This is a genomic window from Comamonas aquatica NBRC 14918, assembly GCF_000739875.1.
GTDB classification, from domain to species: domain Bacteria; phylum Pseudomonadota; class Gammaproteobacteria; order Burkholderiales; family Burkholderiaceae_C; genus Comamonas; species Comamonas aquatica.
In genome coordinates, this window is the sequence record NZ_BBJR01000035.1 from 64,028 (window position 1) to 89,948 (window position 25,921).

General features: G+C 67.2%; 25 protein-coding genes. 14 read left to right on the forward strand and 11 right to left on the reverse strand.

The window, feature by feature from the left end; genetic code table 11:
• Positions 1-55: 55 nt before the first annotated feature.
• The gene (locus tag CA2_RS06255) at positions 56-2,407 is read right to left on the reverse strand and encodes a DNA internalization-related competence protein ComEC/Rec2 (protein ID WP_245620897.1); all 2,352 of its coding nucleotides are present in this window, start codon (positions 2,405-2,407) and stop codon (positions 56-58) included.
• A 131-nt stretch (positions 2,408-2,538) separates the two neighbouring features.
• Here CA2_RS06255 and CA2_RS06260 point away from each other — a divergent pair, with 131 nt between their 5' ends.
• Positions 2,539-2,997: a RidA family protein gene (locus CA2_RS06260; RefSeq protein ID WP_042413987.1), complete on the forward strand. Its 459-nt coding sequence runs from the start codon at positions 2,539-2,541 to the stop codon at positions 2,995-2,997.
• Between the two features lie 294 nt (positions 2,998-3,291).
• Here the strand turns inward: CA2_RS06260 and folK are convergent, their stop codons facing one another.
• From folK to hda, 4 genes are all read right to left on the reverse strand, one after another.
• Positions 3,292-3,789: a 2-amino-4-hydroxy-6-hydroxymethyldihydropteridine diphosphokinase gene (folK, locus tag CA2_RS06265; protein WP_042413989.1), complete on the reverse strand. Its 498-nt coding sequence runs from the start codon at positions 3,787-3,789 to the stop codon at positions 3,292-3,294.
• On the reverse strand, positions 3,789-5,345 hold the full coding sequence (gene pcnB, locus CA2_RS06270) for a polynucleotide adenylyltransferase PcnB (RefSeq protein ID WP_042413992.1): 1,557 nt from the start codon (positions 5,343-5,345) through the stop codon (positions 3,789-3,791). The genes folK and pcnB overlap by 1 nt, the downstream gene beginning before the upstream one ends.
• Complete coding sequence (locus CA2_RS06275; RefSeq protein WP_042413993.1) at positions 5,342-6,043, reverse strand: histidinol-phosphatase; 702 nt, start codon at positions 6,041-6,043, stop codon at positions 5,342-5,344. The genes pcnB and CA2_RS06275 overlap by 4 nt, the downstream gene beginning before the upstream one ends.
• Positions 6,044-6,105: 62 nt before the next feature.
• Positions 6,106-6,804 (reverse strand): DnaA regulatory inactivator Hda, encoded by a 699-nt coding sequence (hda, locus tag CA2_RS06280; RefSeq protein ID WP_042413996.1) that lies wholly within the window; start codon positions 6,802-6,804, stop codon positions 6,106-6,108.
• A gap of 375 nt (positions 6,805-7,179) precedes the next feature.
• On the opposite strand from hda, the gene purM reads away from it, so the two are divergent.
• Both purM and CA2_RS06290 read left to right on the forward strand, forming a co-directional pair.
• Positions 7,180-8,232 (forward strand): phosphoribosylformylglycinamidine cyclo-ligase, encoded by a 1,053-nt coding sequence (gene purM, locus CA2_RS06285; RefSeq protein WP_042413999.1) that lies wholly within the window; start codon positions 7,180-7,182, stop codon positions 8,230-8,232.
• Between the two features lie 23 nt (positions 8,233-8,255).
• Positions 8,256-9,317: an AI-2E family transporter gene (locus tag CA2_RS06290; protein ID WP_042414002.1), complete on the forward strand. Its 1,062-nt coding sequence runs from the start codon at positions 8,256-8,258 to the stop codon at positions 9,315-9,317.
• A 137-nt stretch (positions 9,318-9,454) separates the two neighbouring features.
• On the opposite strand, the gene CA2_RS06295 is transcribed toward CA2_RS06290, so the two are convergent.
• Positions 9,455-10,303, reverse strand: a complete 849-nt coding sequence (locus CA2_RS06295; protein WP_042414005.1) for a SirB1 family protein — start codon at positions 10,301-10,303, stop codon at positions 9,455-9,457.
• A gap of 57 nt (positions 10,304-10,360) precedes the next feature.
• Positions 10,361-11,923, reverse strand: coding sequence for a murein biosynthesis integral membrane protein MurJ (gene murJ / locus CA2_RS06300; RefSeq protein WP_042414008.1), 1,563 nt, complete (start codon positions 11,921-11,923; stop codon positions 10,361-10,363).
• Between the two features lie 243 nt (positions 11,924-12,166).
• Between murJ and rpsT the strand changes: the two genes are divergently transcribed.
• The 3 genes from rpsT to CA2_RS06315 all read left to right on the forward strand — a co-directional run bounded on the left by rpsT (position 12,167) and on the right by CA2_RS06315 (position 15,985).
• Positions 12,167-12,460: a 30S ribosomal protein S20 gene (gene rpsT / locus CA2_RS06305; RefSeq protein WP_042414209.1), complete on the forward strand. Its 294-nt coding sequence runs from the start codon at positions 12,167-12,169 to the stop codon at positions 12,458-12,460.
• A 340-nt stretch (positions 12,461-12,800) separates the two neighbouring features.
• Positions 12,801-14,504, forward strand: coding sequence for a malate dehydrogenase (quinone) (gene mqo, locus CA2_RS06310; RefSeq protein WP_042414011.1), 1,704 nt, complete (start codon positions 12,801-12,803; stop codon positions 14,502-14,504).
• Between the two features lie 104 nt (positions 14,505-14,608).
• Complete coding sequence (locus tag CA2_RS06315) at positions 14,609-15,985, forward strand: MATE family efflux transporter (RefSeq protein WP_042414013.1); 1,377 nt, start codon at positions 14,609-14,611, stop codon at positions 15,983-15,985.
• A 69-nt stretch (positions 15,986-16,054) separates the two neighbouring features.
• On the opposite strand, the gene CA2_RS06320 is transcribed toward CA2_RS06315, so the two are convergent.
• On the reverse strand, positions 16,055-16,381 hold the full coding sequence (locus CA2_RS06320) for a DUF3579 domain-containing protein (protein WP_042414017.1): 327 nt from the start codon (positions 16,379-16,381) through the stop codon (positions 16,055-16,057).
• A gap of 235 nt (positions 16,382-16,616) precedes the next feature.
• Between CA2_RS06320 and CA2_RS06325 the strand changes: the two genes are divergently transcribed.
• The 4 genes from CA2_RS06325 (at position 16,617) to CA2_RS06335 (ending at position 19,607) form a co-directional block, all read left to right on the forward strand.
• The gene (locus CA2_RS06325; RefSeq protein WP_042414020.1) at positions 16,617-17,813 is read left to right on the forward strand and encodes an aspartate aminotransferase family protein; all 1,197 of its coding nucleotides are present in this window, start codon (positions 16,617-16,619) and stop codon (positions 17,811-17,813) included.
• A gap of 16 nt (positions 17,814-17,829) precedes the next feature.
• Positions 17,830-18,753: an ornithine carbamoyltransferase gene (gene argF / locus CA2_RS06330; protein WP_042414024.1), complete on the forward strand. Its 924-nt coding sequence runs from the start codon at positions 17,830-17,832 to the stop codon at positions 18,751-18,753.
• Between the two features lie 12 nt (positions 18,754-18,765).
• A complete protein-coding gene (locus CA2_RS17940) occupies positions 18,766-19,092 on the forward strand; it encodes a hypothetical protein (RefSeq protein WP_156105972.1) in 327 nt (108 codons plus the stop codon).
• A 164-nt stretch (positions 19,093-19,256) separates the two neighbouring features.
• Positions 19,257-19,607: a YkgJ family cysteine cluster protein gene (locus CA2_RS06335; protein ID WP_042414025.1), complete on the forward strand. Its 351-nt coding sequence runs from the start codon at positions 19,257-19,259 to the stop codon at positions 19,605-19,607.
• A 115-nt stretch (positions 19,608-19,722) separates the two neighbouring features.
• On the opposite strand, the gene CA2_RS06340 is transcribed toward CA2_RS06335, so the two are convergent.
• From CA2_RS06340 to CA2_RS06350, 3 genes are read right to left on the reverse strand one after another with little or no spacing between them, the layout of a single operon-like run.
• Entirely contained in the window at positions 19,723-19,923 is a 201-nt protein-coding gene (locus CA2_RS06340) for a hypothetical protein (RefSeq protein ID WP_042414028.1), read from the reverse strand.
• 17 nt (positions 19,924-19,940) lie between these two features.
• Positions 19,941-21,875 carry a ferrous iron transporter B gene (gene feoB, locus CA2_RS06345; protein ID WP_042414030.1) on the reverse strand — a complete coding sequence of 645 codons (1,935 nt, stop codon included), beginning with the start codon at positions 21,873-21,875 and terminating at the stop codon, positions 19,941-19,943.
• Positions 21,872-22,195, reverse strand: coding sequence for a FeoA family protein (locus CA2_RS06350; RefSeq protein ID WP_042414031.1), 324 nt, complete (start codon positions 22,193-22,195; stop codon positions 21,872-21,874). Before CA2_RS06350 ends, feoB begins: the two co-directional genes overlap by 4 nt.
• A 170-nt stretch (positions 22,196-22,365) precedes the next feature.
• Between CA2_RS06350 and CA2_RS06355 the strand changes: the two genes are divergently transcribed.
• From CA2_RS06355 to CA2_RS06370, 4 genes are all read left to right on the forward strand, one after another.
• The gene (locus tag CA2_RS06355) at positions 22,366-22,686 is read left to right on the forward strand and encodes a YkgJ family cysteine cluster protein (protein ID WP_042414034.1); all 321 of its coding nucleotides are present in this window, start codon (positions 22,366-22,368) and stop codon (positions 22,684-22,686) included.
• Between the two features lie 278 nt (positions 22,687-22,964).
• Positions 22,965-23,603, forward strand: coding sequence for a LysE family translocator (locus tag CA2_RS06360; RefSeq protein WP_245620898.1), 639 nt, complete (start codon positions 22,965-22,967; stop codon positions 23,601-23,603).
• An 8-nt stretch (positions 23,604-23,611) separates the two neighbouring features.
• Entirely contained in the window at positions 23,612-24,406 is a 795-nt protein-coding gene (locus CA2_RS06365; protein WP_042414215.1) for an AraC family transcriptional regulator, read from the forward strand.
• Positions 24,407-24,510: 104 nt separating this feature from the next.
• A complete protein-coding gene (locus CA2_RS06370) occupies positions 24,511-25,872 on the forward strand; it encodes an amino acid permease (RefSeq protein WP_042414037.1) in 1,362 nt (453 codons plus the stop codon).
• The last annotated feature ends 49 nt before the right edge of the window (positions 25,873-25,921 follow it).

Below are 25,921 nucleotides of genomic sequence, written 5' to 3' on the forward strand. Positions count from 1 at the left end.
CCGGACCCATCTGGTGGAGGAAGCAATTCCTGACATTTCCCGAACCACTCGGGGATCACTCAGTGTAGCCAGCCCCTGCCGCCTCGGGCACGGCATGCTGCCAATACCGGCGCGCCAGCGTGCGCTCGCACTGCACCGCGCCCGGGTCCCAGGAACGCCACCGGGCCGCACCACAGCCCGCGCTGGTCACCGTCCGTGCCCCCTGCGCCTGGTAGCGCTGGACCACCGCGGGATGGGGGTGGCCAAAGCGGTTGCGGTAGCCGCTTTGCGCGATGGCCACCGCAGGCTGCACCGCCTGCACCCAGGCCGCGGTGGACGAGGTCTTGCTGCCATGGTGCGGCATGAGCACGAGATCGGCCCGCAAGGGGCTGCCGGCGTGCAGCAACGCCTGCTCCTGTCGGGCCTCCACATCGCCCGTCAGCAGGGCCGCCGTGCCAGCCACGCTGCGCACCCGCAGCACACAGCTTTGGGCATTGCGCCCGGCGCCCCCCACCGGGGTGTGCGTCGCAGGGGCCATAGGGTGCAGCACCTCCAGTTGCACCCCATCCCAGGTCCAGGACTGCCCCTGGACACAGGGCACACCGCCCGCCCCCAGGCGCTGCGCACGGGGGAAGGCGGCCACCACGGCCTCGGCCCCACCGGCATGGTCGCTGTCGGCATGGCTGACCAGCAGCACATCGGGCGCGATGCCCAAGGCCCGCAGCACCGGCACCACCGTGCGTTCGCCCGCATTCGCCTGCTCGGACCACTGCGGGCCGGCGTCAAACAGCAAGCTGTGGCCCTGGGTGCGCACCAGCGCAGCACTGCCCTGCCCCACATCCAGCGCCAGCACCTCGAAGTGCCCCCAGGCCGGCGCCTGCGGCTGCCACCCCAGCAGGGGCACCAGCAGCGGCAGGCCCAGCATGCGCCAACGCCACCCCCAAGGCATCACCAGCCACAGGCAGCCCAGCCCCCCGGCCAGGGCCGCCCACCAGGGCGGCTGGGCAAAAAACAGCACGGCCCCGCGCCAACCGACCATGGCGTCCAGCAGCCCGACCATGACCGTCACCCCCTGGGCGGCCAGCCACCACAGCGGCGACCAGAACACGCCCAGCATGGACAGGGGTGTGATCACCAGCGTGACCCAGGGGATGGCCCACAGGTTGGCCAGCAAGCCGATGACCGACACCTGGCCAAACAGCAGCAAGGTCAGCGGTGCCAGGGCGATGCCCACGATCCATTGCTCGCGCGCCATGCGCACCAGGGTCGGCGTCCAGCCCCGCGCCGTGTCACCCCCCAGCCTCGGCTGCGCGGCAAACAGCACGCCCACGGCCACAAAGCTGAGCCAGAAGCCCGCCTGCAGCAGGCTCCACGGATCGATCAGCACCACCACGGTCAACACCGTCAGCCAGATGCAGGGCCAGGGCCAGCTGCGGGCCTGGCTGCGCAGCAGCACCACCACCGCCAGCATGCCGATGGTGCGTTGCGCGGGAATGCCCCAGCCGCTGAACAGCGCATAGGCCGTGGCCAGCGCCAAGCCGGCCCAGGCGGCCACCACCGGCGCCGGCCGCCACAGGCACAGCCGGGCCGAACGCCGCCAGCACAGCTGGACCACGGCCATCGCCATCCAGGCGAACATGGTGATGTGTAGCCCGCTGATGCTGACCAGGTGCGCCACCCCGGTGTCGCGGAACAGCTGCCAGTCGGCGCGGCCGATGCTCGATTGCGCCCCGGTCACCAGGGCCTGGACCACACCCATGGAGGCCTGCAGGCGTGCCGAGGCCCCTTCCGGAGTCTGCATGCGCTGGTGGATCTGCCCCCGCCAGCGCGCCACCGGAGCCTGCCAGGTCTGGCCCAGCCATTGCGGCGGCGCATCGCGTGCGCCACGGCGCACATAACCTGTGGCCTGGATGCCCTGGCTCCACCACCACAACTCCCAATCCATGCCGTGGGGGTTGCGCTCCCCATGCGGGGCCTTGAGGCGCACGGTCCAGGCCCAGCGCTGGCCGGCCTGCAAGCCCTGCGGTGGCAGCTCACCGTACCAAGTCAGCGCCACCAGCGGCGGCAGTGGCACAGGCTGCGGGGGCACCTCGGCCGACTCGGCCTGCTCCACCGCAAAGCGCAGGCGCATCCCGCGCTCGACCGCCTGCGGCATGTCGGTGATGACCCCGGTCACGCGCACATCGCGCCCCTCCCACGCGGGCGGCATGGCCGTGGCAGCAAAGCTGGCAGCGCGCCAACCCGTCATCCCCCAGGCCAGTGCCGCGCCCCACAGCAGCCAGCCCCAGCGCCATACCGGCCGGCGCCACAGCAGCGGGCCCAGCAGCACGGCCGCGGTCAGCCACCCGGCATAGACGGGCCATGGCAGCAAGACCGCCTGCTGCAACTGGGTGGCCGTGCCCGCGACCACGCCCAGCATCCACCACATGCCGGGAGGATGTTGCTGCGAGGGGGACGGCGGTCTTGGCATACTGCGCAGCATGCGGGGCAAACGCCACTCCGGCAAAGCCGGCTGCACAGTTCGCCCGCCATTCAACAACCCTCTCCAGAAAGACCGTCATGAGTGTTTACGACCGCCTGCAAGCCCTGAACATTGCCCTGCCCCCCGTGGCCATTCCCGCCGCCGCCTATGTGCCATTTGTGCAGACGGGCAATCTGGTGTTCCTGAGCGGCCACATCGCCAAGAAGGAAGGCCAGGTCTGGGCCGGCCAGCTGGGTGCGGCGATCAGCACCGCCGAGGGCAAGCAAGCGGCCCGCGCCGTCGCCATCGACCTGCTGGGTACGCTGCAGGCGGCCTGCGGCGGCGACCTGAACCGCGTACAGCGCATCGTCAAGGTGATGAGCCTGGTGAACTCGACCGCTGGCTTCACCGAGCAGCACCTGGTGACCAATGGCTGCTCCGAGCTGCTGGCCGAGGTCTTCGGGGACAAGGGCTCGCACGCCCGCAGCGCGTTCGGCGTGGCGCAAATCCCCATGGGCGCCTGCGTGGAAATCGAGCTGATCGCAGAAATCGCTTGATGTATGAGAGCTGCCTGCGCTTGCCATGCCTTGTTTTACGATGGAAAACATACGGAAAAACAAGCAGGACAATCGTTGTCAGCTCATTTTTTTAGGGCATGTGATTCTGATCTGAAGGCTGCCTGACCCAGACCCCGCGGCAGAACGGATGCTGCGCAGCGCTGCCACGCAGCAGGTGGCACACAGGCCGCGCGCGATCCGCCACAAAGCATCAAGAGCCCCGGCCCGTGATGTCCCCAGCCTGGGCCCTGGCGGCCGCACAACACCGCGCGGGCCACCCTGCAGCGCGCGGTGTCAGGCCGACAGGGCGCTGGCGGCCCAGCGGGCATCCTGCGCCACAGCAATGCGCTGACCGGCCACAGCGGCCAATTGCGCGGCCGTGACCAGGTGGGCGTCCAACTCGTGCAACGGCAGGAGCACAAAGGCGCGCTCGTACATGCGCGGGTGCGGCACCGTCAGTGCCGGCGTGGCCAGCTGGCGCGGCCCCCACAACAGCACATCCAGGTCCAGGGTGCGCGGCGCATTGCGGTAGGGGCGCTCGCGCCCGGCGGCCAGCTCTAGCGCCTGCAAGGCCTGCAGCAAGGCTTCGGGCGCCAGGTGGGTCTCCAGGGCCGCCACGGCGTTCAGATAGTCCGGCCCCGAGGCATCCACCGGGGCGCTGCTGTAGAGCGAAGACACGGCGCACAGCCGGGTCTGCGGCAGGGCCGCCATGCGGTGCAGGGCCTGCAGCAAGGCCTCGCCGCGGTCCCCCAAGTTGGCCCCCAGGCCGATGTAGACCCGTTCGGCCGCCATCACTCGGCGCTGCCGCCGGAGGGCGCCATGTCGGCACCACCGGCAGGCTTGCGGCGGCGGCGACGGCGCTTCTTGGCGGGCGCATCGCCTTCGCTGACGATGGTGTCCAGGGGCGAGGCCTCCTGCACGTCCTCCGCCTTGCGGGGCGCGCGGCGTGCGGCGGGTTGTGCCGCCTTTTGCTTCTGGCGCTGCTCCTCGCGCACCTGGGCCACCAGGTCCTCGCGGCGCGCATCGTCGGCGGCCTGGAACTCCTGCCACCACTCGGCCAGGTCTTCCTCGATCTCGCCCACATCGGCGCGCAGACGCAGGAAGTCGAAGCCGGCGCGGAAGCGCGCCTGCAGCACCATGCCGAACGGGGTCGAGCCGGTGCGCTTGTCGAAGCGCGGCTGCATGACCCAGATCTCGCGCATGTCGGCGGCCAGCTTGCCGCGGCCCGACACGTCGCCGATGCGCTGGTCGAACACCTCGTCGATCGCCTCGTTCAGCGCCGGGAAGGCGTGGTAGCCCTTCTTCAGGCGGCGCTCCCAGCCCTGCTTGACGTCCTGCCACAGCACGCATGCCAGCATGAAGCTGGGTGCCACGGGCTTGCCTTCGCCGACGCGGCGGTCGGTGTCGGCCAGGGCCGCCTGCACGAACGGGTGCCCGGCACGCTCCACCACCACATCCAGCAGGGGGTAAATGCCGTGCTCCAGGCCCAGCTTCTTGAGCTGCTCGATCGACGCCAGCGCGTGGCCGGTCTGCAGCAGCTTGAGCATTTCGTCGAACAGACGGCTTTGCGGCACTTCGCGCAGCAGCGGCTCGCATTCGAGCAGCGGCTTGGCGGTCTTGGGCTCCAGCTTGAAGCCCAGGGGGCTGAGCTTGGCGGCAAAGCGCACGGCGCGGATGATGCGCACCGGGTCTTCGCGGTAGCGCGTGGCAGGGTCGCCGATCATGCGCAGCACTTTCTTTTGCGCGTCCTGGATGCCCTTGTGGAAGTCCACCACGACCTGGGTCTCGGGGTCGTAGTACATGGCATTGACGGTGAAGTCACGGCGCGTGGCATCCTGGTCCTGCGGGCCCCAGACGTTGTCGCGCAGCACGCGACCGCTGGCGTCCACGGCGTGCTTCATGCTGGCCAGGGCCAGCTTGCTGGTGCGCTCGTTGCCGCTGACCTGCTCGGCCTGGCTGTTGTCCATGAAGGCACGGAAGGTCGAGACCTCGATCACCTCGTGCTCACGCCCACGGCCGTACACCACGTGCACGATGCGAAAGCGCTTGCCGATGATGAAGGCGCGGCGGAACAGGTGCTTGACCTGCTCGGGCGTGGCATCGGTGGCCACGTCGAAGTCCTTGGGGCGCAGCCCCAGCAGCAGGTCGCGCACCGCGCCGCCGACGATGTAGGCCTCGTGGCCCGCATCCTTGAGGGTGCGCACCACATCCACCGCCCGCTGGTCCACCAGTTGCGGATCGATGCCGTGCACGCTGGCGGGCACCTCTTCACGCTTGCCGAAGCGCGACTTGCGCGCACGGGCGGCGGGCTCTTTGCCCAGCAATTTGTCGATGATGGTCTTGATCATGGGTTTTCAGTAAACAGGTCCAGCACGCGCCAGCCGCGCTCCTGCGCAATCGCTCGCAGACGGGGCTCGGGGTTGGTGGCCACGGGGTGGTTCACACGCTCCAGCAGGGGCAGGTCGTTCATGGAATCGCTGTAGAACGTCGATTCCACGCCCTCCCAAGACAGGCCGCGCGCCGCCAGCCAGGCATCCATGCGCACCACCTTGCCTTCGCGCATGTTCGGCACGCCCTGCACGCCGCCCGTGAACCAGCCCGTCTCGTCGCGCTCCAGCTCGGTCGAGAGCAGCTCCTGCACACCGAAGGCGGCGGCGATGGGGCGCGTGACGAACTCGTTGGTCGCCGAGGTGATGACCACCAGGTCGCCAGCCTGCTGGTGCGCGCGCACCAGGGCCTGCGCCTGGGGCAGGATGGCCGGGGTGATGACCTCCTGCATGAAGCGCTGGTGCGCCGCCTGCGCGGCGGCGGCACCGCGTTGCACGATGGCCTCGGTGGCAAAGCGCACATAGTCCGGCACATTCAGCGTGCCCGCCTGGTAGTGCGCAAAGAACTCGTCGTTGCGGCGCCCGAACTCGGTGCGGTCGCACCAGCCGATGGCAATCGCAAACTCGCCCCAGCCATGGTCGGAGTCCATGGGGATCAGCGTGTGGTCCAGATCAAACAAGGCCAGTCGCGGGCGCTGGGACGGGGTTGCAGGGTTCATAGATTCATTCAAAGGGAGCGAAGACATACAGCCATGGCATGCGGCACCAGCGTGCCGCTGGGCTATTCGGTCTCCAGCATGGTTTTGAGCAAGGGGATGGTGATCGCACGCTTGTTGCGCAGTGCAAACTCATCCAGCATGTCCAATAGCTGCATCAGGCTGGCCAGGTCGCGCGAAAAGCGCTTGAGCATGTAGTCCACCACATCGGCGCTCAGGGTTACGCCCCGGGCGGCCGCCTCGGTTTTCAACACCTCGCGGCGCTCTTCCTCGTTGGGCACCTGCAGCTGGAACACATGGCCCCAGCCCAGGCGGCTGCGCAGATCGTCGCGCACCTCCATGCCTGCCGGCGGCGCATCGCCAGCCGACAAAATCCAGCGGGGCGAACCGCTGGGCGGGTTGATGGCATTCACAAACCAGTTGAAGGCACGGGCCTGCTGCATGGGCGTGAACAGGTGCACATCGTCCATCAGCACGGCCGACCAGCGTTCGTCAAACTCCGGCGGAAAACCGGTGCTGGCATCCATCCAGCCCACCTGGGCCCCCTGCTCCAGCAGCATTTCGCGCACTGCCTTGAGCAGGTGCGTCTTGCCGGAGCCGGAATCGCCCCACAGGTAGGTGGGCACCGGTGCGCGCGGCGCAGGGCCGAAGCCATCGCTGATCCAGGCCTGGAGGTGATCGACCACCGGCGCATTGCGACCGGCGTAAAAGCGCGCCAGAGAAGGCCCCGTGGGCAAGCCGATGTCCAGCGCCAGTTGCTTCATAGAGGGCATGCCGTCGACACGTCCCGCTTGCTGCACAGCAAGCGCATGGGCACAAACTCAGCCATCGGGAGCAGGAACGTAGGCATAGGGGGAGGAAAGGAGCAGGAAACGCCCTGCATGCGCAAGACCACGGCCGCATGCCAGCCGGTCCCGGCATCGCGTTTACATATTTTAATCAGCTTCCGCCCCGCTGACAGGCGTAGGCCCCGCGCACGCCTGGACCGCACTGTGCCACAGGCCGGCGCAGCAAGCTCTCACATCCCCAGATGTCCCGCATCCCTGGGGCGGCATGCGGACATTCCGGAGGGACTGCACTTAAAATCATGGGCGTTCCTGCCCCCACATCGGGCACCACACCCTGCACAGATCCTTCTCATGAGCTCCTCTGCCTCCCCATCCACCCCCATTTCCTACAAAGACGCCGGCGTTGACATCGACGCAGGCGACGCACTGGTCGAGCGCATCAAGCCGCTGGCCAAGAAGACCATGCGCGAAGGCGTGATGGCCGGCATTGGCGGCTTTGGTGCTTTGTTCGAAGTGCCCAAGCGCTACCAGGAGCCCGTGCTGGTGTCCGGCACCGACGGCGTGGGCACCAAGCTGCGCCTGGCTTTCGAGTGGAACATGCACGACACCGTGGGCATCGACCTGGTGGCCATGAGCGTCAACGACGTGCTGGTGCAAGGCGCGGAACCCCTGTTCTTCCTGGACTACTTTGCCTGCGGCAAGCTGGACGTGGACACGGCCGCGGCCGTGGTGGGCGGCATTGCCAAGGGCTGCGAGCTGTCCGGCTGCGCCCTGATCGGCGGTGAAACCGCGGAAATGCCAGGCATGTACCCCGATGGCGAGTACGACCTGGCCGGCTTTGCCGTTGGCGCCGTGGAAAAGTCCAAGATCCTGACCGGCCAGAACGTCAAGCCCGGCGACGTGGTCCTGGGCCTGGCCTCGGCCGGCGTGCACTCCAACGGCTTCTCGCTGGTGCGCAAGTGCATCGAGCGCGCCGAAAGCCAGGACACCGTGCCCGCCACCCTGGACGGCAAGCCCTTCAAGGCTGCCATCATGGAACCCACCCGCCTGTACGTGAAGAATGTGCTGGCGGCGCTGGCCCAGCACCCCATCAAGGCCCTGGCCCACATCACCGGCGGCGGCCTGCTGGAGAACATCCCCCGCGTGCTGCCCGAAGGCACGGGCGCCGACCTGCAGGCCGGCAGCTGGCCCCAGACCGAGCTGTTCGCCTGGCTGCAAAAGACCGCCGGCATCGACGATGTGGAAATGAACCGCACCTTCAACAACGGCATCGGCATGGTGGTGGTGGTGGCCCCCGAGGCGGCCGAGGCCACCGCAGCAACTTTGCGTGAACTGGGTGAAACGGTCTACACGATCGGTAACATTACGGCACGCACAGAAGGCGCACCCGTCCAAGTCAAGTAGTCTTTCATCCAGAGCGATCATCCATGGGGAACCAGCACCAACTTCCGACCGTTTGTCAGTCCCCCGTAACGCCGTCCCGCGGTGTGATGATCGCCAGTTACCTGCTCATGGCCTGCACGCTGCTGCTGGTCATGTGGCAAAAGCTTCTGCCCGGGCTGCTGTGCGCATGCCTGGGCTTTTTGTTGACGCGTGCCCTGTCCACCCTGCTGGCGCGCATCGACCGGCGCCCGCCCGGGCCGATCCCGGACCGCTGGGCCCAGGCGACGGCTGCCACCCTGGTGATCCTGGGGCCGCTGCTGTGGATTGCGATTGCCCTGACGCATTCGCGCGGCTACCTGACCGACATTCCGCACCAGTACAAGGAGCTGCTGGACTACCTGGCCAACACCGTGCTGGAGCTGCGCCAGAAGCTGCCCAATGACCTGGGCGCCCTGCTGCCCCAGGGCTCGGCCGAGATCCAGCAGACGATCGCCACCTACCTGGCCACCAAGGCCGGCGCCCTGGCCTCGGCCGGCAAGGCCTGGCTGGGCGGCCTGCTGCACGCCTACGTGGGCCTGCTGATCGGTGCGCTGGCGGCCGTGCGCCCGCGCCTGGTACCCCGGGCACCGCTGACGCAGGCGCTGCAGCGCCGCGTCATGCTGCTGGGCGAGGCCTTCCGCCAGATCGTGGCCGCGCAGTTCTGGATTGCGCTGTTCAACACCACGCTGACCGCCCTGTTCCTGCTGCTGGTCCTGCCCACCTTTGACATCGCGCTGCCGTATACGCCGGCGCTGATCCTGCTGACCTTTGTGGCGGGCCTGATCCCCATCGTCGGCAACCTGTTTTGCAACGTGGTGCTGACGGTGGTGGGCCTGTCCGTCTCGCCCGTGGCCGCCGCCGTCTGCCTGGGCTTTCTGATCCTGATCCACAAGGCCGAATACGTGATCAACGCCAAGGTGGTTGGCCAGCGCACCCACATGGCCGTGTGGGAGCTGCTGTCGGTGATGTTCATTGCCGAATCGGTCTTCGGCCCGGCCGGTCTGGTGGCAGCCCCGCTGTTCTACGCCTACCTGAAGAAGGAACTGGAAGCCGCACGGCTGGTCTGAAATAAAGAGCAGCCTGCGCTGATTGACAACGGCTTTCCCATCGATTTCGCATCGAAACATAGAAAAACAGAGCGCTGGACGCTCTGTTTTTTATTCCTTCGGCGCCAGGCGTGAAACCACACTCGCCCGACAGGCGCTCAGGGCTCGGCGCGCAACAGCTCGATGCGCGCCTCGATCAGCGGCAGATCCTGCGGCGCCGGGGCATGGCGCACATAGGTCTGCAGGTCCTGCAAGGCCGCGTCCCGCTGCCCCAGTTGCGCCAGCACCAGCCCCCGGTCCCGGTAGTGGCTGTATTCCTGCGGGCGCAGCACGATCAGCCGGTGCAGCACTGCCAGCAGTTGCGGAGCATCCTCGGCCTGGGCATGGATGGTCTGCAGGTTGCGCAGCATGCGCTCCAGAATTTCACGGCCGCTGGCTGGCACCAGGAACAGGTGCAGCGGCGCCATCTCGTCCTGCGCCAGCCCCCAGCCTTCGCGAAAAGGCTCCAGCCGCTCCTGCAGGGCGTCCTGGGTCAGGCCACGGCCCGTCAACGGATCCTGGATGATCAGGCCCTCGTCCACGTGCACCTTGATCAGGAAATGCCCGGGGAAGGAAATGCCCTGCGCCTTCAGGCCGATGGCGGTGGCCAGCTCCAGCCACAGCACGGCCAGGGAGATCGGGATGCCCTTGCGCGTGGCCAGCACGCGGTGCACAAAGCTGTTGGCCGGGTCGGCAAAATCGTTGGCGTTCACGCCAAAGCCCAGCTTGTCGTAGAAGAACTCGTTCAGCACCACGGTGCGCTGCAGCGCACTGGCGCCCTGCGGCAACGCGGACCGCAGGCGGGCAGCCAGGCTGTCGACCTGGAACAGCACATCCTGCAGGTCCAGCGCCGGCTCGGCATCGAGCGCCAGACTGGCCGCGGCTTCCAGCAGCGGCAAATCCAGGTCCTCACGCACCAGACAGCGAAAATGCTCCAGGGCACTGGGGGCTTCAAAGTTCAGCGACATGGGCCGCACTCTAGCGCGATTTGCAAAGCCTCACCCACGGCAGTTGCACCGCCCGCCTCAGCGGCGCAGCAGAGTGCGCACGCGCAAGCCGGTCGCCAGCAGCACCCCGAAGTACACCACGCCCGCACCGCCCAGCATCAGCGCCATCAGGCCCGCGCGCTGCCACTCGTGCGCGCCCAGCGCCTGCCAGTTCCAATGCCCTTGGCCCCACAGCAAAAAGGCCCCCAGCAAGGCGGATGCCGCCAGCACCTGCAGCCCATACTTGACCCAGCCCGGGCCCGGCTGGTAGGCGCCACGGCGCAGCAGCCCAATCAGCAGCCACAGTGCATTCACCAGCGCTGCCAAACCGATCGACAGCGCCAGGCCTGCATGGGCCAGCCATGGCACCAGCACCACATTCAAAATCTGCGTCAGCACCAACACCGCCATGGCGATCTTGACCGGCGTGCGCATGTCCTGGCTGGCAAAGTAGCCCGGTGCCAACACCTTGATGGCCACCAGCCCCAGCAGGCCGGCACCGTATCCGATCAGCGCCACGGCAATCTGCGACACATCGCTGCCCTGCAGCGCGCCGCGGTGGAACAGCGTGGCCACCAGCGGTTCGGCAAAGGTCAGCAGGGCCACGGCCGATGGCACCGCCAGCAGCACCACCAGGCGCAGGCCCCAATCCAGCATGCCGGAGTAGCGCTGCGCATCACCCGCTGCCTTGGCCGAGGCCAGCTGCGGCGTCAGCACCACGCCCAGCGCCACCCCCAGCAGCGCTGTGGGAAATTCCATCAAACGGTCGGCATAGAACAGCCAGGTCACACTGCCCGGGGTGAGGTAGGACGCGATCTGCGTATTGATCATCAGGCTGACCTGGGCCACACCCACCCCCAGCAGGGCCGGTGCCATCAGCGCCAGGATGCGGCGCACCCCACCATCGCGCCAGGCTGCACGCACGGCCACCGGCGACAGACCGATGCGTGGCAGCAAGCCCAGTTTTTTCAGCACGGGCAGCTGCACCGCCAGCTGCAGCACACCGCCCAGCATCACCCCCGCCGCCATGGCATAAATGGGCTCCAGGCCGTGGCGCCCCATCCAGGGGGCCAGCAGCACCGCCGCCGCGATCATGCAGACATTGAGCAGCACCGGCGTGGCCGCCGGCACGGCAAACTGCTTCCAGGTGTTGAGCACACCGGCGCACAGCGCCACCAGCGACATGAAGCCGATGTACGGGAACATCCAGCGCGTCATCAGCACCGCGGCCTCGTGCGCGTGGCTACCATCCAGCCCGCTGGCGAGCAGCCACACCAGCACCGGGGCCCCGGCCACACCGACCACGCAGGTCAGCAGCAGCACCCAGAACAGCACCGTCGCCACATTCGCCACCAGGGCGCGCGTGCGCTCCTCCCCATCCTGGGTCTTGGTGGTTGCCAGCACCGGAATGAAAGCCTGGCTGAATGCCCCCTCGGCAAACAGGCGGCGAAACAGGTTGGGAATGCGGAAGGCAACGTTGAAGGCATCGGTCAGCGCATTGGCGCCGAACATGGAGGCCATGATGAGGTCACGGACCAGACCCGTGACCCGCGAGGCCAGAGTCAGCAACGAAACAGTGGAGGCGGCTTTGAATAACGACACCCGCCCAGTGTAGCCACGCCCACCCGCGACAAAGTGTGGCAGGGCACACAAACTTGCAACAGCCGCGCGGCGCTGGCCTGCAGCCCGCCACACCGCTTTCAACCCAACTTGGTGCGCAAGTGCACCAAGTTGAAATCCGGTGCACCATTTCCGGTCAACACAGCCATCCTGCACAAGCGCCCAAGCATTGCTATAATCGCGGGCTTCGCTGGCATCATCCCCAGACAACACAAGGAATACATCATGGCAACCAAAGCCAAAAAGAACCCCCGCCTGGCCTCCGGCCGCAAGCGCGCACGCCAGAACGTCAAGCTGAACGCAGCCAACACTTCGCTGCGTTCGAAGTACCGCACCGTGGTGAAGAATGTCGAGAAGGCCGTGCTGGCCGGCGACAAGGTGAAGGCCACCGAACTGTTTGCAAAGATGCAAGCTGTGGTCGACTCGATCGCCGACAAGGGCATCTTCCACAAGAACAAGGCCGCTCGCGACAAGAGCCGTCTGTCCGCCAAGGTCAAGGCCCTGGCCACTGCCGCCTAATTAACCTTAGGCATCGCCCGGAAGGCACAGCCTTCCGCCGTTTGCTTCGGGTGCGCTGCCAGCGAAACAAAAGAACCGCCTCAGGGCGGTTTTTTTGTTTCCGCGTCCGATGCATGCCCCGGAGCCGCACCGCGCACGCCATGCACAACGCCGAAACGACCTATCACATAGGTACTAATACCAATTGATTAGCATCAAATTTTGATCATTCCTTGATAATCCGAGGCTGAAAAGTCTTGTGTCTTCTATAGGACCTATAGCAGCACGCCTTCTCTCCCATCGCAAAAGCCTGCCCCCCCCCTGTGCGCAGGCTTTTTTAGTCGCTCAGCCTCTAAAAATCATGAAAAGATCCATCCAAATAGGACTGGGGTTCGTCTCGACCCTGGTCCTGGCCGCACTGTTGTTTTTATCCTGGCCGCTGTTCCCCCGCTCCGTGCCCAAGCCCGAGAACGAGCAACCCGTCGATGTGGTGATGGTGGGTGCCGGCGCCATGAGCGCCACGCTGGCCACCTACCTGCAGGAGCTGCAACCCAACTGGAAAATCGAGGTCTTCGAGCGCCTGGACGGCGTGGCCCTGGAAAGCTCGAACGGCTGGAACAACGCCGGCACCGGCCACTCGGGTTTTGCCGAACTGAACTACACCCCCCAGTTGCCCGACGGCAGCGTGGAGACCAAGCGTGCCGTGGGCATTGCCGAACAGTTTGAGGTGACGCGCCAGTTCTGGGCCCACCAGGTCGGCCGCGGCCACCTGCAGTCGCCCGAGACCTTCGTGAACCCCACAGCCCACATGAGCTTTGTTTGGGGTGACGACAACATCGAATTCCTGAAGAAGCGCCAGCAAGCCATGGTGCAGCATCCCCTGTTCTATGGCATGGAGTATTCCGAGGACCACGCCAAGATCAAGCAGTGGGCCCCGCTGATGATCGAAGGCCGCGACCCGGCCCAGAAGATCGCCGCCACCTACATGCCCTTGGGCACCGACGTGAACCACGGCGCCTGGACCCAGCAGTTGATGGCCTCGCTGCAGAAGACGGACAACTTCCAGCTGCACCTGCAAAGCGAAGTGACCGCCCTGCGCCAGAACGCCGACAAGACTTGGAACGTGACCGTGGCCGACCTGGCCAACAATCGCCAGGAAAAGACCGTCAAGGCCAAGTTCGTGTTCGTGGGCGCCGGTGGCGCCGCGCTCAAGCTGCTGCAGGCCTCGGGCATCCCTGAGTCCAAGAACTACGCCGGCTTCCCCGTGGGCGGCCAGTTCCTGGCCATCGAGAACCCCGAGCTGACCACCCGCCACGACGTCAAGGCCTATGGCATTGCCTCCACCGGTTCGCCCCCGATGTCCGTGCCCCACCTGGACGCCCGCCAGCTCGACGGCAAGCCCGTGGTGCTGTTTGGCCCCTTCGCCCTGGCCACGACCAAATTCCTCAAGAACGGCTCCTGGTGGGACCTGTTCTCCTCGGTCAACCACGACAACCTGATGGGCATGCTGCGCGTGGGCATCCACAACCTGGACCTGGTGCAGTACCTGCTGCAACAGGCAGAGCTGACTGACGAAGACCGCCAGCAGGTGCTGCAGCAGTACTTCCCGCACGCCAAGCGCGAGGACTGGAAGCTGATCACCGCCGGCCAGCGCGTGCAGATCATCAAGCGTGACCCCGAAAAGGGCGCCGTGCTGCAGTTCGGCACCGAGATCGTAGGCTCCGAAGACGGCAGCATCGCCGCCCTGCTGGGTGCTTCGCCCGGTGCCTCGACCGCCCCCCACATCATGCTGAACCTGCTCAAGAAGTCCTTCCCCGAGCAGATGGCCAGCGCCGAGTGGAAGGCCCACATCCAGCAGATCGTGCCCTCGTACGGTCGCAAGATCAACGAAGACGCTGCCTACACCAACGAGATCCGCCGCATGACCAGCTCGGCGCTGAAGCTGCCCTACCTAGACGTGCCACTGACCGTGGGCCAGAAGGCCGAGGCACCAGTGGCTGCCCCTGCCGCTCCGGCTGCGGCCCAGCACCCCACGCAGCTGAACAAGGAAATGCAGGCACTCTGATTGCCTCCACCCCACACACCGGCCCTGCCGGTGCCACCCCGCCGACCGCTGTCGCGCGGGGTTTTTTCTTGGGGTGACGGACGCCACCGGCTTCCCGCTTTGTCATGTCCCGCCTGCTGACCCACGGCCCGATCGGCCGCGCCCTGCTGCGTTTTGCCCTGCCCCTGTGGGGCGGCTACGTGCTGCAGTCGCTCAACACCTCGGTCAACGCCTTCTGGATAGGTCGCCACCTGGGCGAGGCCGCGTTGTCGGCGGCGGTGCACGCCAACAACCTGCTGTTCGTGCTGATCGCCCTGGTCTTCGGCATCAGCCAGGCCACCAACCTGCTGGTCGCCCAGGCCGTGGGCGCGGGCGACTGGGCGCTGGCGCGGCGCACCACGGGCACCAGCGCCAGCCTGTTTCTGAGTGCGGCCCTGCTGATGGCCACCCTGGGTTGGCCGCTGGCTGCCCCGCTGCTGCGCGCCATGGGCGCCGAGCCCGCCACCACCGCCCTGGCCGTGGACTACCTGCGGGTGCTCTTTCTGGCGCTGCCCCCCATGCTGCTGCTGATCTTTGTCGCCGCCGTGCTGCGCGGCACGGGGGACAGCCGCACGCCCTTCATCGCCCTGCTGGCCGTGGCCCTGGGCGATGCTGCGCTCAATCCTCTGTTCATCTTCGGCGCTGGCCCGCTGCCCGCCTGGGGCATGGCCGGCTCGGCCCTGGCCACCCTGGTGGCCAACAGCCTGGGTCTGGCGGGGCTGCTGGCCTGGCTGCGCTGGCGGCGCGTGCCGCTGTGGCATGGCTGGCGCAAGGGTCACCGCCTGCGGCCTGATCCCGCGCTGGTGCACTGCCTGGTCGCCAAGGGCCTGCCCATGGGCCTGCAGATGCTGCTGGTGGCGCTGTCCCTGGTGCTGATGCTGGGCCTGGTCAACGCCCACGGCGCCCAGGCTTCGGCCGCGTACAGCGCGGCCCTGCAACTGTGGGCCTATGTGCAGATGCCAGCGATTGCCGTGGCCTCGGCCTGCACCACCATCGCCGCACAGAACGTGGGCGCCGGGCACTGGCCGCGCGTGGCGCGCACGGCGCATGCCGGGATTGCCTGCCACCTGCTGCTGACCGGGGCCTGCGTGGCCCTGGTCCTGGTCTTTGACCGCCCGGTGCTGGCCCTGTTCCTGCCCGATGGCAGCGCCGCCCTGGAGCCGGCGCGCCACCTCAACCGCATCGTGCTGGGCTCGTTCGTGCTGCTGGGCATCAGCGGCGTGCTGGCCGGCGTGGTGCGTGCCACGGGCGCGGTGCTGGTGCCGCTGGCCATCCTGGCCGTGGCCCTGTGGGGCGTGCGCCTGCCCCTGGCCTGGGGGCTGCAACCACTGTGGGGGCTTGAGGCGCTGTGGTGGAGCTTCCCGCTCAGCGCCCTGGCGTCCCTGCTGCTGTCCCTGGCCTACTACCTCTGGGGCCACTGGCGCCAGACCCGCCTGCTGGGCAGCGCACCGCCAACGCATTGAGGCCGCAGAAACAAAAAAAGCTTCCCTTCGGAAGCCTTCATATGCACGGCGCCAACGCCCCCACCACGATCAGCCCTTGCGACCAGGCGCCTCGTCGGGGATCAGACAGGCCTCGACCACCTGCAGGTGGTTGTCCCGGGCGAAATTCAGCACGAAATCCCAGGCCATGGGCTCATGGGCCTGCAGGTCGCGGTGGACGACGATGCACTTGACGCCATTCATGGTGGTGGGGGTGCACCATGGCGAATAGCCCAGGTGGCTGCCGCGATGGGCGCCACCGGGACGAAACTGGCTCATCACCCCCGCCAAACGCTCGGCCCAGTCACTGGGGCGAAAGGTTTTTCCCTCCAAGGTCAGGCCTTGGATGAACAATTCTTTGGAGCTTGGGGAAACCATCAAGATACATCTGCGTAAGAAAAGGTGCGCCACGGGATCACCGCCTGAACACCGACGGTGCGATTCTAACTCTTATACAAGACATGGGCGTGACGCACGGAATTGCCAACCCTGCAGTTTTCCAAATATGGAAACAGTCCACGCGGTACTACTTGCAGGGCCCTAGAATCGACGTTTGTCTTTTGCGAAAGCTCGCAAAAGTTGTGCCACGACTGCCATGTCAGGAGATGTATTCATGACCGCTCACATTGAGGCTGCCTCGCCCCACGTTATGCCCACCTACGGCCGCGTACCGATCGCGCTGGAGCGAGGCCGAGGCTGCCGCGTGTGGGATGTGAACGGCAAGGAATACCTGGACGCACTGGGCGGCATCGCCGTCAACACCCTGGGCCACAACCACCCCAAGCTGGTGCCGGCCCTGCAGGACCAGATCGCCAAGCTGATCCACACCAGCAACTACTACCACGTGCCCGGCCAGGAAACCCTGGCCAAGCTGCTGACCGACCGCGCGGGCATGACCAATGTGTTCTTCTGCAGCACCGGCCTGGAAGCCAACGAGGCCGCCATCAAGATCGCCCGCAAGTACGGCGTGGACCAGGGCATTGCTAAACCCGAGATCGTGGTCTATGACCACGCCTTCCACGGCCGCTCCATCGCCACCATGTCGGCCACGGCCAACCCCAAGGTGCGCAATGGCTTTGGTGCGCTGCTGGAGGGCTTCACCCGCGTGGCCCCCAACGACTACCAGGCGCTGGTGGAAGCCACCGAAGGCAATCCCAACATCGTCGCCGTGATGATGGAGCCCATCCAGGGCGAAGGTGGCCTGCACCCCATGCGCGCCGAGTACCTGAAGCAGGTGCGCGCGCTGTGCGATGCCAAGGGCTGGCTGCTGATCATGGACGAGGTGCAGGCCGGCATGGGCCGCACCGGCAAGTGGTTTGCCCACCAGTGGGCCGGCATCGTGCCAGACGTGATGACCCTGGCCAAGGGCCTGGGCTCGGGCGTGCCCATCGGCGCCGTGGTGGCGCACAACAAGGCGGCCGAAGTGCTCAAGGCGGGCAACCACGGCTCCACCTTCGGCGGCAACCCGCTGGCCATGCGCGCCGGTGTGGAAACCATCCGCATCATGGAAGAGGACGGCCTGCTGGCACACGCCACCGAAGTGGGGAACTACCTGAAGGCCCAGCTGCACGCCGCCCTGAGCAGCCTGGAAGGCTTTGTCGAAGTGCGCGGCCAGGGCCTGATGATTGGCGTGGAGCTGACCAAGCCCTGCGGCCAGCTGATTGGCGAAGCGGCCGAAGCCGGCCTGCTGATCAGCGTGACCTCGGACACCGTGATCCGCATCGTGCCGCCGCTGATCCTGAGCCAGGCCGAAGCCGACGAGATCGTCACCAAGCTCAAGCCCCTGGTCCAAGCCCTGCTGGCCGCCTGAACCCAAGGAATCCCGCATGAAGCATTACCTGCAATTCAGTGACTTCACCGCCGACGAGTACGCCTACCTGCTGGCGCGCGCGGCGCTGATCAAGAAGAAGTTCAAGAACTACGAAAAGCACCACACGCTCAGCGACCGCACGCTGGCCATGATCTTCGAGAAGGCCAGCACGCGCACGCGCGTCAGCTTCGAGGCCGGCATGTACCAACTGGGCGGCTCCGTGGTCCACCTGACCACGGGCGACAGCCAGTTGGGCCGTGCCGAGCCCATCGAGGACAGCGCGCGCGTCATCAGCCGCATGACCGACCTGGTGATGATCCGCACTTTCGGCCAGGACAAGATCGAGCGCTTCGCGGCCCACTCGCGCGTGCCCGTGATCAACGGCCTGACCAACGAATTCCACCCCTGCCAGATCCTGGCCGACATCTTCACCTTCATCGAGCACCGCGGCCCCATCCAGGGCAAGGTGGTGGCCTGGGTGGGCGATGGCAACAACATGGCCAACACCTGGCTGCAGGCGGCCGACCTGCTGGGCTTCACCGTCCATGTCAGCACGCCCGGTGGCTACGAGGTGGACGAGCAGCTGGCCTTCAACGGCAAGCCCGTCAACCCCGGCTGCTACAAGGTGTTCAAGGATCCGCTTGCCGCCTGCCAGGGCGCCGACCTGGTCACCACCGACGTGTGGACCAGCATGGGCTACGAGGCCGAGAACGAGGAGCGCCGCAAAGCCTTTGCCGACTGGTGCGTGGATGCCGAAATGATGGCCGCCGCCCAGCCGCAAGCCCTGTTCATGCACTGCCTGCCCGCCCACCGCGGCGAAGAGGTGGAAGCCGACGTCATCGACGGCCCGCAGTCCGTGGTCTGGGATGAGGCCGAAAACCGCATGCACGTGCAAAAGGCGCTCATGGAGTACCTGCTGCTGGGCCAGCAGCCCGGCTGACGCCCCACGCCCATGGCCCACCCGGTGAGTGAAGCGATGCATGCTCTGAACAGGTTCTGCACGCCACTCACCAAAACAGGAGCTGCTTGCGCGCGCCTGCAAAAGCTTTCACACATCTTTCGTGTGAAAAGCCAAGCAGGATCAGCGCTGGCAGCTCTTTTTTTATTCAAGCCCCGCAGCACCGTGATGCGGCTGCGGGCGCAACAACCCTTCTCTTGCTCCGTCAGCGGCAGCCGCAGCCTGGATCTGCGCCGCATGTCCCGCCGCCGCAGTGCCCTGCACGCCATCGCCTGCAGCCACCTGCTGAAGACGCCGCGCTACCTCCTCGGTCACACCTAGGGCCTCGTTGCCCATTTCGCCCACTGCACGCCTTGCGCCTGCCGTGGGCGGGCCTGTGTCTTGCTTGCTGCCACACCGCCCGCCTGCGCAGGGGCACCCCGTGCCGTGCGCCCTTGCCCATTGCCTGCCTATCGAAGAACACCCCGAGCCCCCGCTTCCCCACCATGTCCGAAGCCATCCACCCTTGCCTGAAGTGCGGCGTCTGCTGCCAGAACTACCGCGTCGAGTTTTCCATCTACGAGCTGCAATCCATGGGCGGCACCGTGCCCGACCACCTGGCCCACGAAGTGAACGGCAACCGCGCCCGCATGAACGGCACGGAACGCCACCCCGTGCGCTGCGTGGCCCTGGGGGACCTGGGCAATGACTGCATCGGCTGCACGATCTACGAACAGCGCTCGCGCCCGTGCCGGGACTTTCCGTTCGCCTCGTATGGCTGCCACGACACCCGCGCCAAGTTCGACCTGCCGCCCCTGACCGAAGACGAGATCACACGCTGGCAGGAAGCGGGCTGAGCCACCTTCGCCCCGACTGCACCGCGCAGAAACAAGCAAGGCCTGGGGCGCTGACAGCACCCCAGGCCTTCGGTGGGCTGGGTACGTCACCACCGGCTACTGGCCGGCGCCTGCCTCAGGGCTTTTTCACCGCCGGAGCACAACGCTCCCCCTCGCAGCCGCTGCAGCCCCCGCAGCCCGCCGACTTGCTGGCCACCGGGGCCAGGGCCGGCACCCAGCGCCCGGCGTGCTGGCGCCAGCGCCGCGGCAGGTAACGCCACAGCAGGGACACCGCGGCCAGCGCCACGACCACGCCCACGATCCATTCTTGCCACATACCCGCGTTCCTTTCGTTCAACCCCAACCCAGCGCCACGGCGATGCGGTAGGTCACAAAACTGGCCAGATAGGCCAGACCGAACAGATAGCCCGCCATGATCAGAGGGTAGCGCCAGCCGTTGGTCTCGCGCTTGACCATGGCCAGCGTGGAAATGCAGTGCGGCGCAAACACGAACCACACCAGCACCGACAGGGCCGTGGCCAGCGACCAACTGTGCGCAATCAGCGTGCCCAGCTGTTCGGCCACATCATCGCCGGTGGCCGACAGCGCATAGACCGTGCCCAGGGCGCTGACCGCGACTTCGCGCGCCGCCATGGCCGGCACCAGGGCGATCGCAATCTGCCAGTTGAAGCCGATGGGCGCCAGCACCATTTGCAGCCAATGGCCGATCTGGCCGGCGTAGCTGTAGCGGATCGCCCCTTCGGTGATGCCCTCGGGCGCCCCGGGGTAGCTGGCCAGGAACCACAGCACGATGCTGACCGTCAGAATGATGCCGCCCACGCGGCGCAGGAAGATCATGGCGCGCTCGTACAGGCCGATGACCAGGCTGCGCACGCTGGGCCAGCGGTAGGCCGGCAGCTCCATCAGCAGCGGGGTGCGGGCAAGGTTGCTGCGCCCCAACTTGGCCACCCAGGCCACGGCCATGGCGCTGAGGATGCCGCCGATGTACAGCGCAAACAGCACCAGCCCCTGCAGGTTGAACACGCCGGCCACTGTCTGGTCCGGGATGAAGGCCGCAATCAGCAGCGCATACACCGGCAGGCGCGCCGAGCAGGTCATCAGCGGCGCGATCATGATGGTCAGCAGGCGGTCGCGCCAGCTGGGGATGGAGCGCGTGGCCATGATGCCCGGCACCGCACACGCAAAGCTGGACAGCAAGGGGATGAAGGAGCGCCCGGACAGCCCCACCGTGCCCATGATGCGGTCCAGCAGGAACGCCGCGCGCGGCAGGTAGCCCGAGTCCTCGAGCACCAGGATGAAGAAGAACAGAATCAGGATCTGCGGCAGGAACACCAGCACCGAGCCCGTGCCGGCAATCACGCCATCCACCAGCAGGCTGCGCAGCACCCCTTCCGGCATGGCACCCGACAGCCACTCGCCCGCAAAGGCCACGCTGCCTTCGATGCCGTCCATCAGGGGCTCGGCCCAGCTGAACACGGCCTGGAAGATCAGGAACAGGGTCACCAGCAGCAGCAGCGTGCCCCACAGCGGGTGCAGCACCACGGCATCGATGCGGTCATCGCGCTGGGTTGGCTGCGCCGGCTCCTGCACCGTTGCCTGCATGATCTGGGCCACCTGCTGGTGCAGGGCCAGCAACTGCTCGCGCGTGTTGCGCCCCACCTCGATGGGAAAGCGGGGGTCCGCCACCGGCGGCTGCAGGCGGTGCGCGGCCTCGCTGTCCAGCCAGGCCAGCAAGTCCCTGGCCCCGGCCTGGTGCACGCCCACGCTCTCGACCACCGGCACACCCAGCAGGGCGCTGAGCTGGGCCGTGTCGATCTGCAGCCCCTGGCGCCGCGCCATGTCGCTCATGTTCAGCACCAGCAGCATGGGCAGCCCCAGCGCGCGGGCTTCCAGCACCAGGCGCAGGTTCAGCCGCAGGTGAGTGGCATCGGTCACACAGACCAGCAACTCGGGCGGGGCCTCGCGGGCATGTTCGCCGGTGACGATGTCGCGGGTGATGCGCTCGTCCTCGCTGTGGGCATCCAGGCTGTAGGTGCCCGGCAGGTCCAGCAGGCGCACGCGACGCTTGCCGGGCGTGGTCAGCCAGCCCTCCTTGCGCTCCACGGTCACGCCGGCGTAGTTCGCCACTTTCTGGCGCGCGCCTGTCAGCAGGTTGAACAAGGCGGTCTTGCCGCAGTTGGGGTTGCCCAGCAGCGCTGCGCGCAGGGGGGCCGCGTCGCTGGGCGTGGCGGCACGCCCCAGGTGCACCGTCGATTCACGCGCGTTCATGCGTTGGCCTCCGGCTGTACCAGCACCATCGACGCCTCATGGCGACGCAGGGCAAATGTGGCCTGCCCGATGCGCACTGCCAAGGGATCGGCCCCGGGGAAGCCGGCGGACACCACGCGCACCGACTCTCCAGGCAGAAAGCCGATTTCCATCAGGCGCAGCAGCAGGCCTTGCTCGTGCTCGGTGGTGGCCGGGGCCCAGTCCACCACACGGGCAGGCACCCGCAAGGCCAGAGAATCCAGACTGACCAGGGCGGCAGAACCACCCGGGCGCGCAGACGCAGCCACCGGTGCCGGTGCTGCCGAAGAAGAAGTGTGCATACGAGTTTTAATTGATTTTGATTCTTATTGTCTTTCTGACACCCCCGCCGTCCAAGTCCGCGGCATGAACCAGACTTCCGCCAAGGGACTTTACCCCGATTGCCCCGGCGCCCTGTAGGGCACCGCATTTCCCGGAGACAATGCGCAGCTCCCGGCCTTCTGACGCGCCCATGACCCACCCCTGCCTGTCCTGCGGCGCTTGCTGCGCCTCGTTCCGTGTCGATTTTTCGGTCTACGAATCCGAAGAGAACGGCGGGCGCGTGCCGCGCGGCCTGATCGATGCGGTCACCGACTTCACCTGCCGCATGCGCGGCACCGACCATGCCCGGCCGCGTTGCGCCGCGCTGACGGGCAAGGTCGGGGAGCAGGCTGCCTGCGGCATCTACGAGTGGCGCCCCTCGCCCTGCCGAGAATTCGCCGCCGGCTCTGATGCCTGCAACCGTGTGCGCCTGCGCCATGGCCTGCCGGCGCTGGAGCGCGGATTACTGTAAGACTATGTAATCTCCTGGCCTGCAGCACCTCAGGCAGGCCACGCGCAGACAAGGGACACGCGGCAGGCGCACACTGCCCACATCGCCCACTCCCCAGCGGAGGCTGCCATGTTCACCTTGTGGATGCTGATTGCCAGTGGACTCATCGTCGGTGGCTTGCTGGTGGCGGTGCTGTGCATGGAACAGACCCTGAGCGACAACGCGGGCGACCTGTAACACCCCGCTCGGCGCAATTGCGTTCAATACACGGCCGCCACACCCCGGCACAGTGCCGGGCTGTGAACCTGCCATCCACCTTCCCCCTGTTGCCCACGCTGCTGGCCATGGCCAGCTTTGCCCTGGTGGGCGCCGTCACCCCCGGACCGGTCAACGTGCTGGCATTGCGCCACGGCAGCCAGGGCCTGCGCCTGGCAGCGCTGCTGTATGTGCTGGGCGCCAGCCTCAGCTATGCGCTGATCGTCGCGGGCATGGGGCTGTTTGCCAGCCAGCTGACGCAGGCGCTGCCACGCTGGGCCGACGCCGCACAAGCCCTGTGCGCCGCCTACCTGCTGTGGCTGGCCTGGAAGCTGGCGCGGGCACCGGCCGACCACCCCGGCCCCGCCACGGGGCACCATGCCCTCGCGCTGTGGCCGTCCTTTGTCCAGGGGGTCGCGATCCAGACCCTCAACCCCAAGGCCTGGCTGTTTGCCCTGTCGGCCGTCGGCGTGTTCGCCCTGCCCGCATCGGCGTCCGGGCCCGGCGCCCTGCTGGCCCTGTGCGCCATCTCCCTGCTCGCCTGCCTCGTGGGCGTGGGCTGCTGGGCGGTGCTGGGCCGCGTGCTCACGCAGTGGCTGCGCACGCCGCAGCGCCAGCAATGGCTGCACCGCGCGCTGGCGGCGCTGCTGGTGGTGGTCAGCGTGCTGGGCATGCTGGCATGATGGCGCCCATGACCGCGCCCGTGCACCAGTTCCACCGCCACCCGGCCCTGCCCTGGGCCGAACTGCGCACCAGCCGCCAGTCGTCCCACTGCTACCGGCTGCACATGCATGCCGAGTATTCGTTCGGCCTGGTGGACGCCGGCACGGCCCAGTTCCAGCACCCGCAGGGGCCACAGGCCCTGGTCCCGGGGGATGTGGTGCTGATCGAGCCCGGCATCTGGCACGCCTGCAACCCGGCGCAGCCCACGCGCTGGTCCTACCGCATGCTGTATGTGCAGGCCGGGTGGCTGCACGACCAACTGGGTGTGGACGGCCTGCAGTTTGTGCAACGTCACCTGCGCAGCGCCACCAGCACCGCCACCATGCAGCGGCTGTGCCAGGCCCTGGTCGCAGGCGACGCTGCGGGCTGGACCGCGCAGCTGCTGCAATGGCTGCACGCCAACCAGCTGTGCCATGCCCGCCCCGGCCCGGCGCCGGCGATGGGGGAACCGGCGGTGCAACAGGCCCTGCAGTGCCTGCACCAGCACCCGGACGCGGCCCCCAGCGTGCAGGACCTGGCCGCCGCCGGTGGCATGAGCCCCTCGCGTTTCATCCGCCACTTCAAGGCCGCCACCGGGGTGACGCCCGGCGCCTACCGCTTGAACCTGCGCCTGAACGGCGCGCGCCACCTGCTGGCCCAGGGCGTGGCGCTGGCCGACGCCGCCCACGCCATGGGCTTTGCCGACCAGGCCCACCTGCAGCGCAGCTTCAAAGCCCACCACGCGCTGACGCCGGGGCGCTACGCCTACCCCCAGGCGCATTGACGCACCCCCAGTGCCGACTGCGGAAATCCGCGAGCAGCACCATCGCCAGGCGCGATAACGCCGATACTTGCAGGCTTTGCTTGAACACAGGACGGAGCTGGCGCATGGCCGATTTCCACGACATCCAACGCCGCGAAACCGGCTTGCAACAACACCTGACCAGCGCGCAGATGGTGATGATCGCCATTGGTGGCGCCGTGGGCACCGGTCTGTTCATGGGCAGCGCCTTCGCCATCGGCTTTGCCGGCCCGGCCGTGCTGGTCAGCTATGCCATCGGCGCCTTCATCGCCCTGCTGCTGATCGGCTGCCTGGGTGAGATGACCGTGGCCCACCCCACCTCGGGCTCGTTCGGCGCCTATGCCGAGTACTACCTGGGTCCGCTGGCCGGCTTTGTGGTGCGCTATGCCTACTGGGCCGCGCTGGTGCTGGCCGTGGGCATGGAGGTCACCGCCGTCGGCATCTACATGGCCTACTGGTTCCCGCAGGTGCCGCAGTGGATCTGGGTGGGCGTATTCTCGGCCCTGCTGATCGGCATCAACCTGCGCAGCGTGAAGGTCTATGGCGCGGCCGAGTACCTGTTCTCGGCCATCAAGGTCGCGGCCATCGTGGCCTTTGTGCTGATCGGCAGCTACGTGGTCTTCGGGGCGCGGATTCCCGGCATCGGGCTGGAGAACTACCAGCTGGGCGGGGGCTTCTGGGCCAAGGGCCTGTGGGGCATGTGGCTGGGCGTGATCGTGGCCATGTTCAGCTACCTGGGCGTGGAAGCGATTGCCGTGGCCGCCGGCGAGGCGCAACACCCCCAGCAGGCCGTGCAGCGCGCCATGAAGACCACCGTGCTGCGCCTGGTGCTGTTCTACCTGCTGACCCTGGCGCTGATGCTGGCCATCGTGCCCTGGACCGAAGCCGCCACCCAGACCAGCCCGTTTGTGCGCGTGATGGAGATCATCGACATCCCCTACGCCGCCGGGGTACTGAACTTCGTGGTGCTGGTGGCGGCCCTGTCGGCCATGAACAGCCAGCTCTACACCACCTCGCGCATGATGTTCAGCCTGGCGCGCGCCGGCCATGCGCCCGCCCGCTTCGGCCAGACCAATGCCAGCGGCGTGCCCGTGGCCGCCATCCTGGTGTCCAGCCTGGGCGCCGCCGTGGCCATGGTGATCAACGCCTTCTGGCCCGAGCAATCCTTCATGTGGATGATGTCGATCGCCATGTTCGGCGCCATGTTTGCGTGGTTCATGGTGTTCGTCACCCACCTGGCCTTCCGCCGCCGCCGCGACCGCGAAGGCGCCGACCGCGTGCCGTTCCGCATGTGGGGCTTCCCCTGGCTGACGCTGCTGGGTGCCACCCTGATGGGCGCCGTGCTGCTGACCACTTTGTTCACGCCCGCCTTCCGCCTGACCCTGGTCTTCGGCCTGCCCTGGCTGCTGGTGCTGACCCTGGTCTACTGGCGCCTGCACCGCCGCTGAAGCCGGCGGGCGGCCCCGTCCGCTGCGCGGCGCTGAGCACAGTCACACG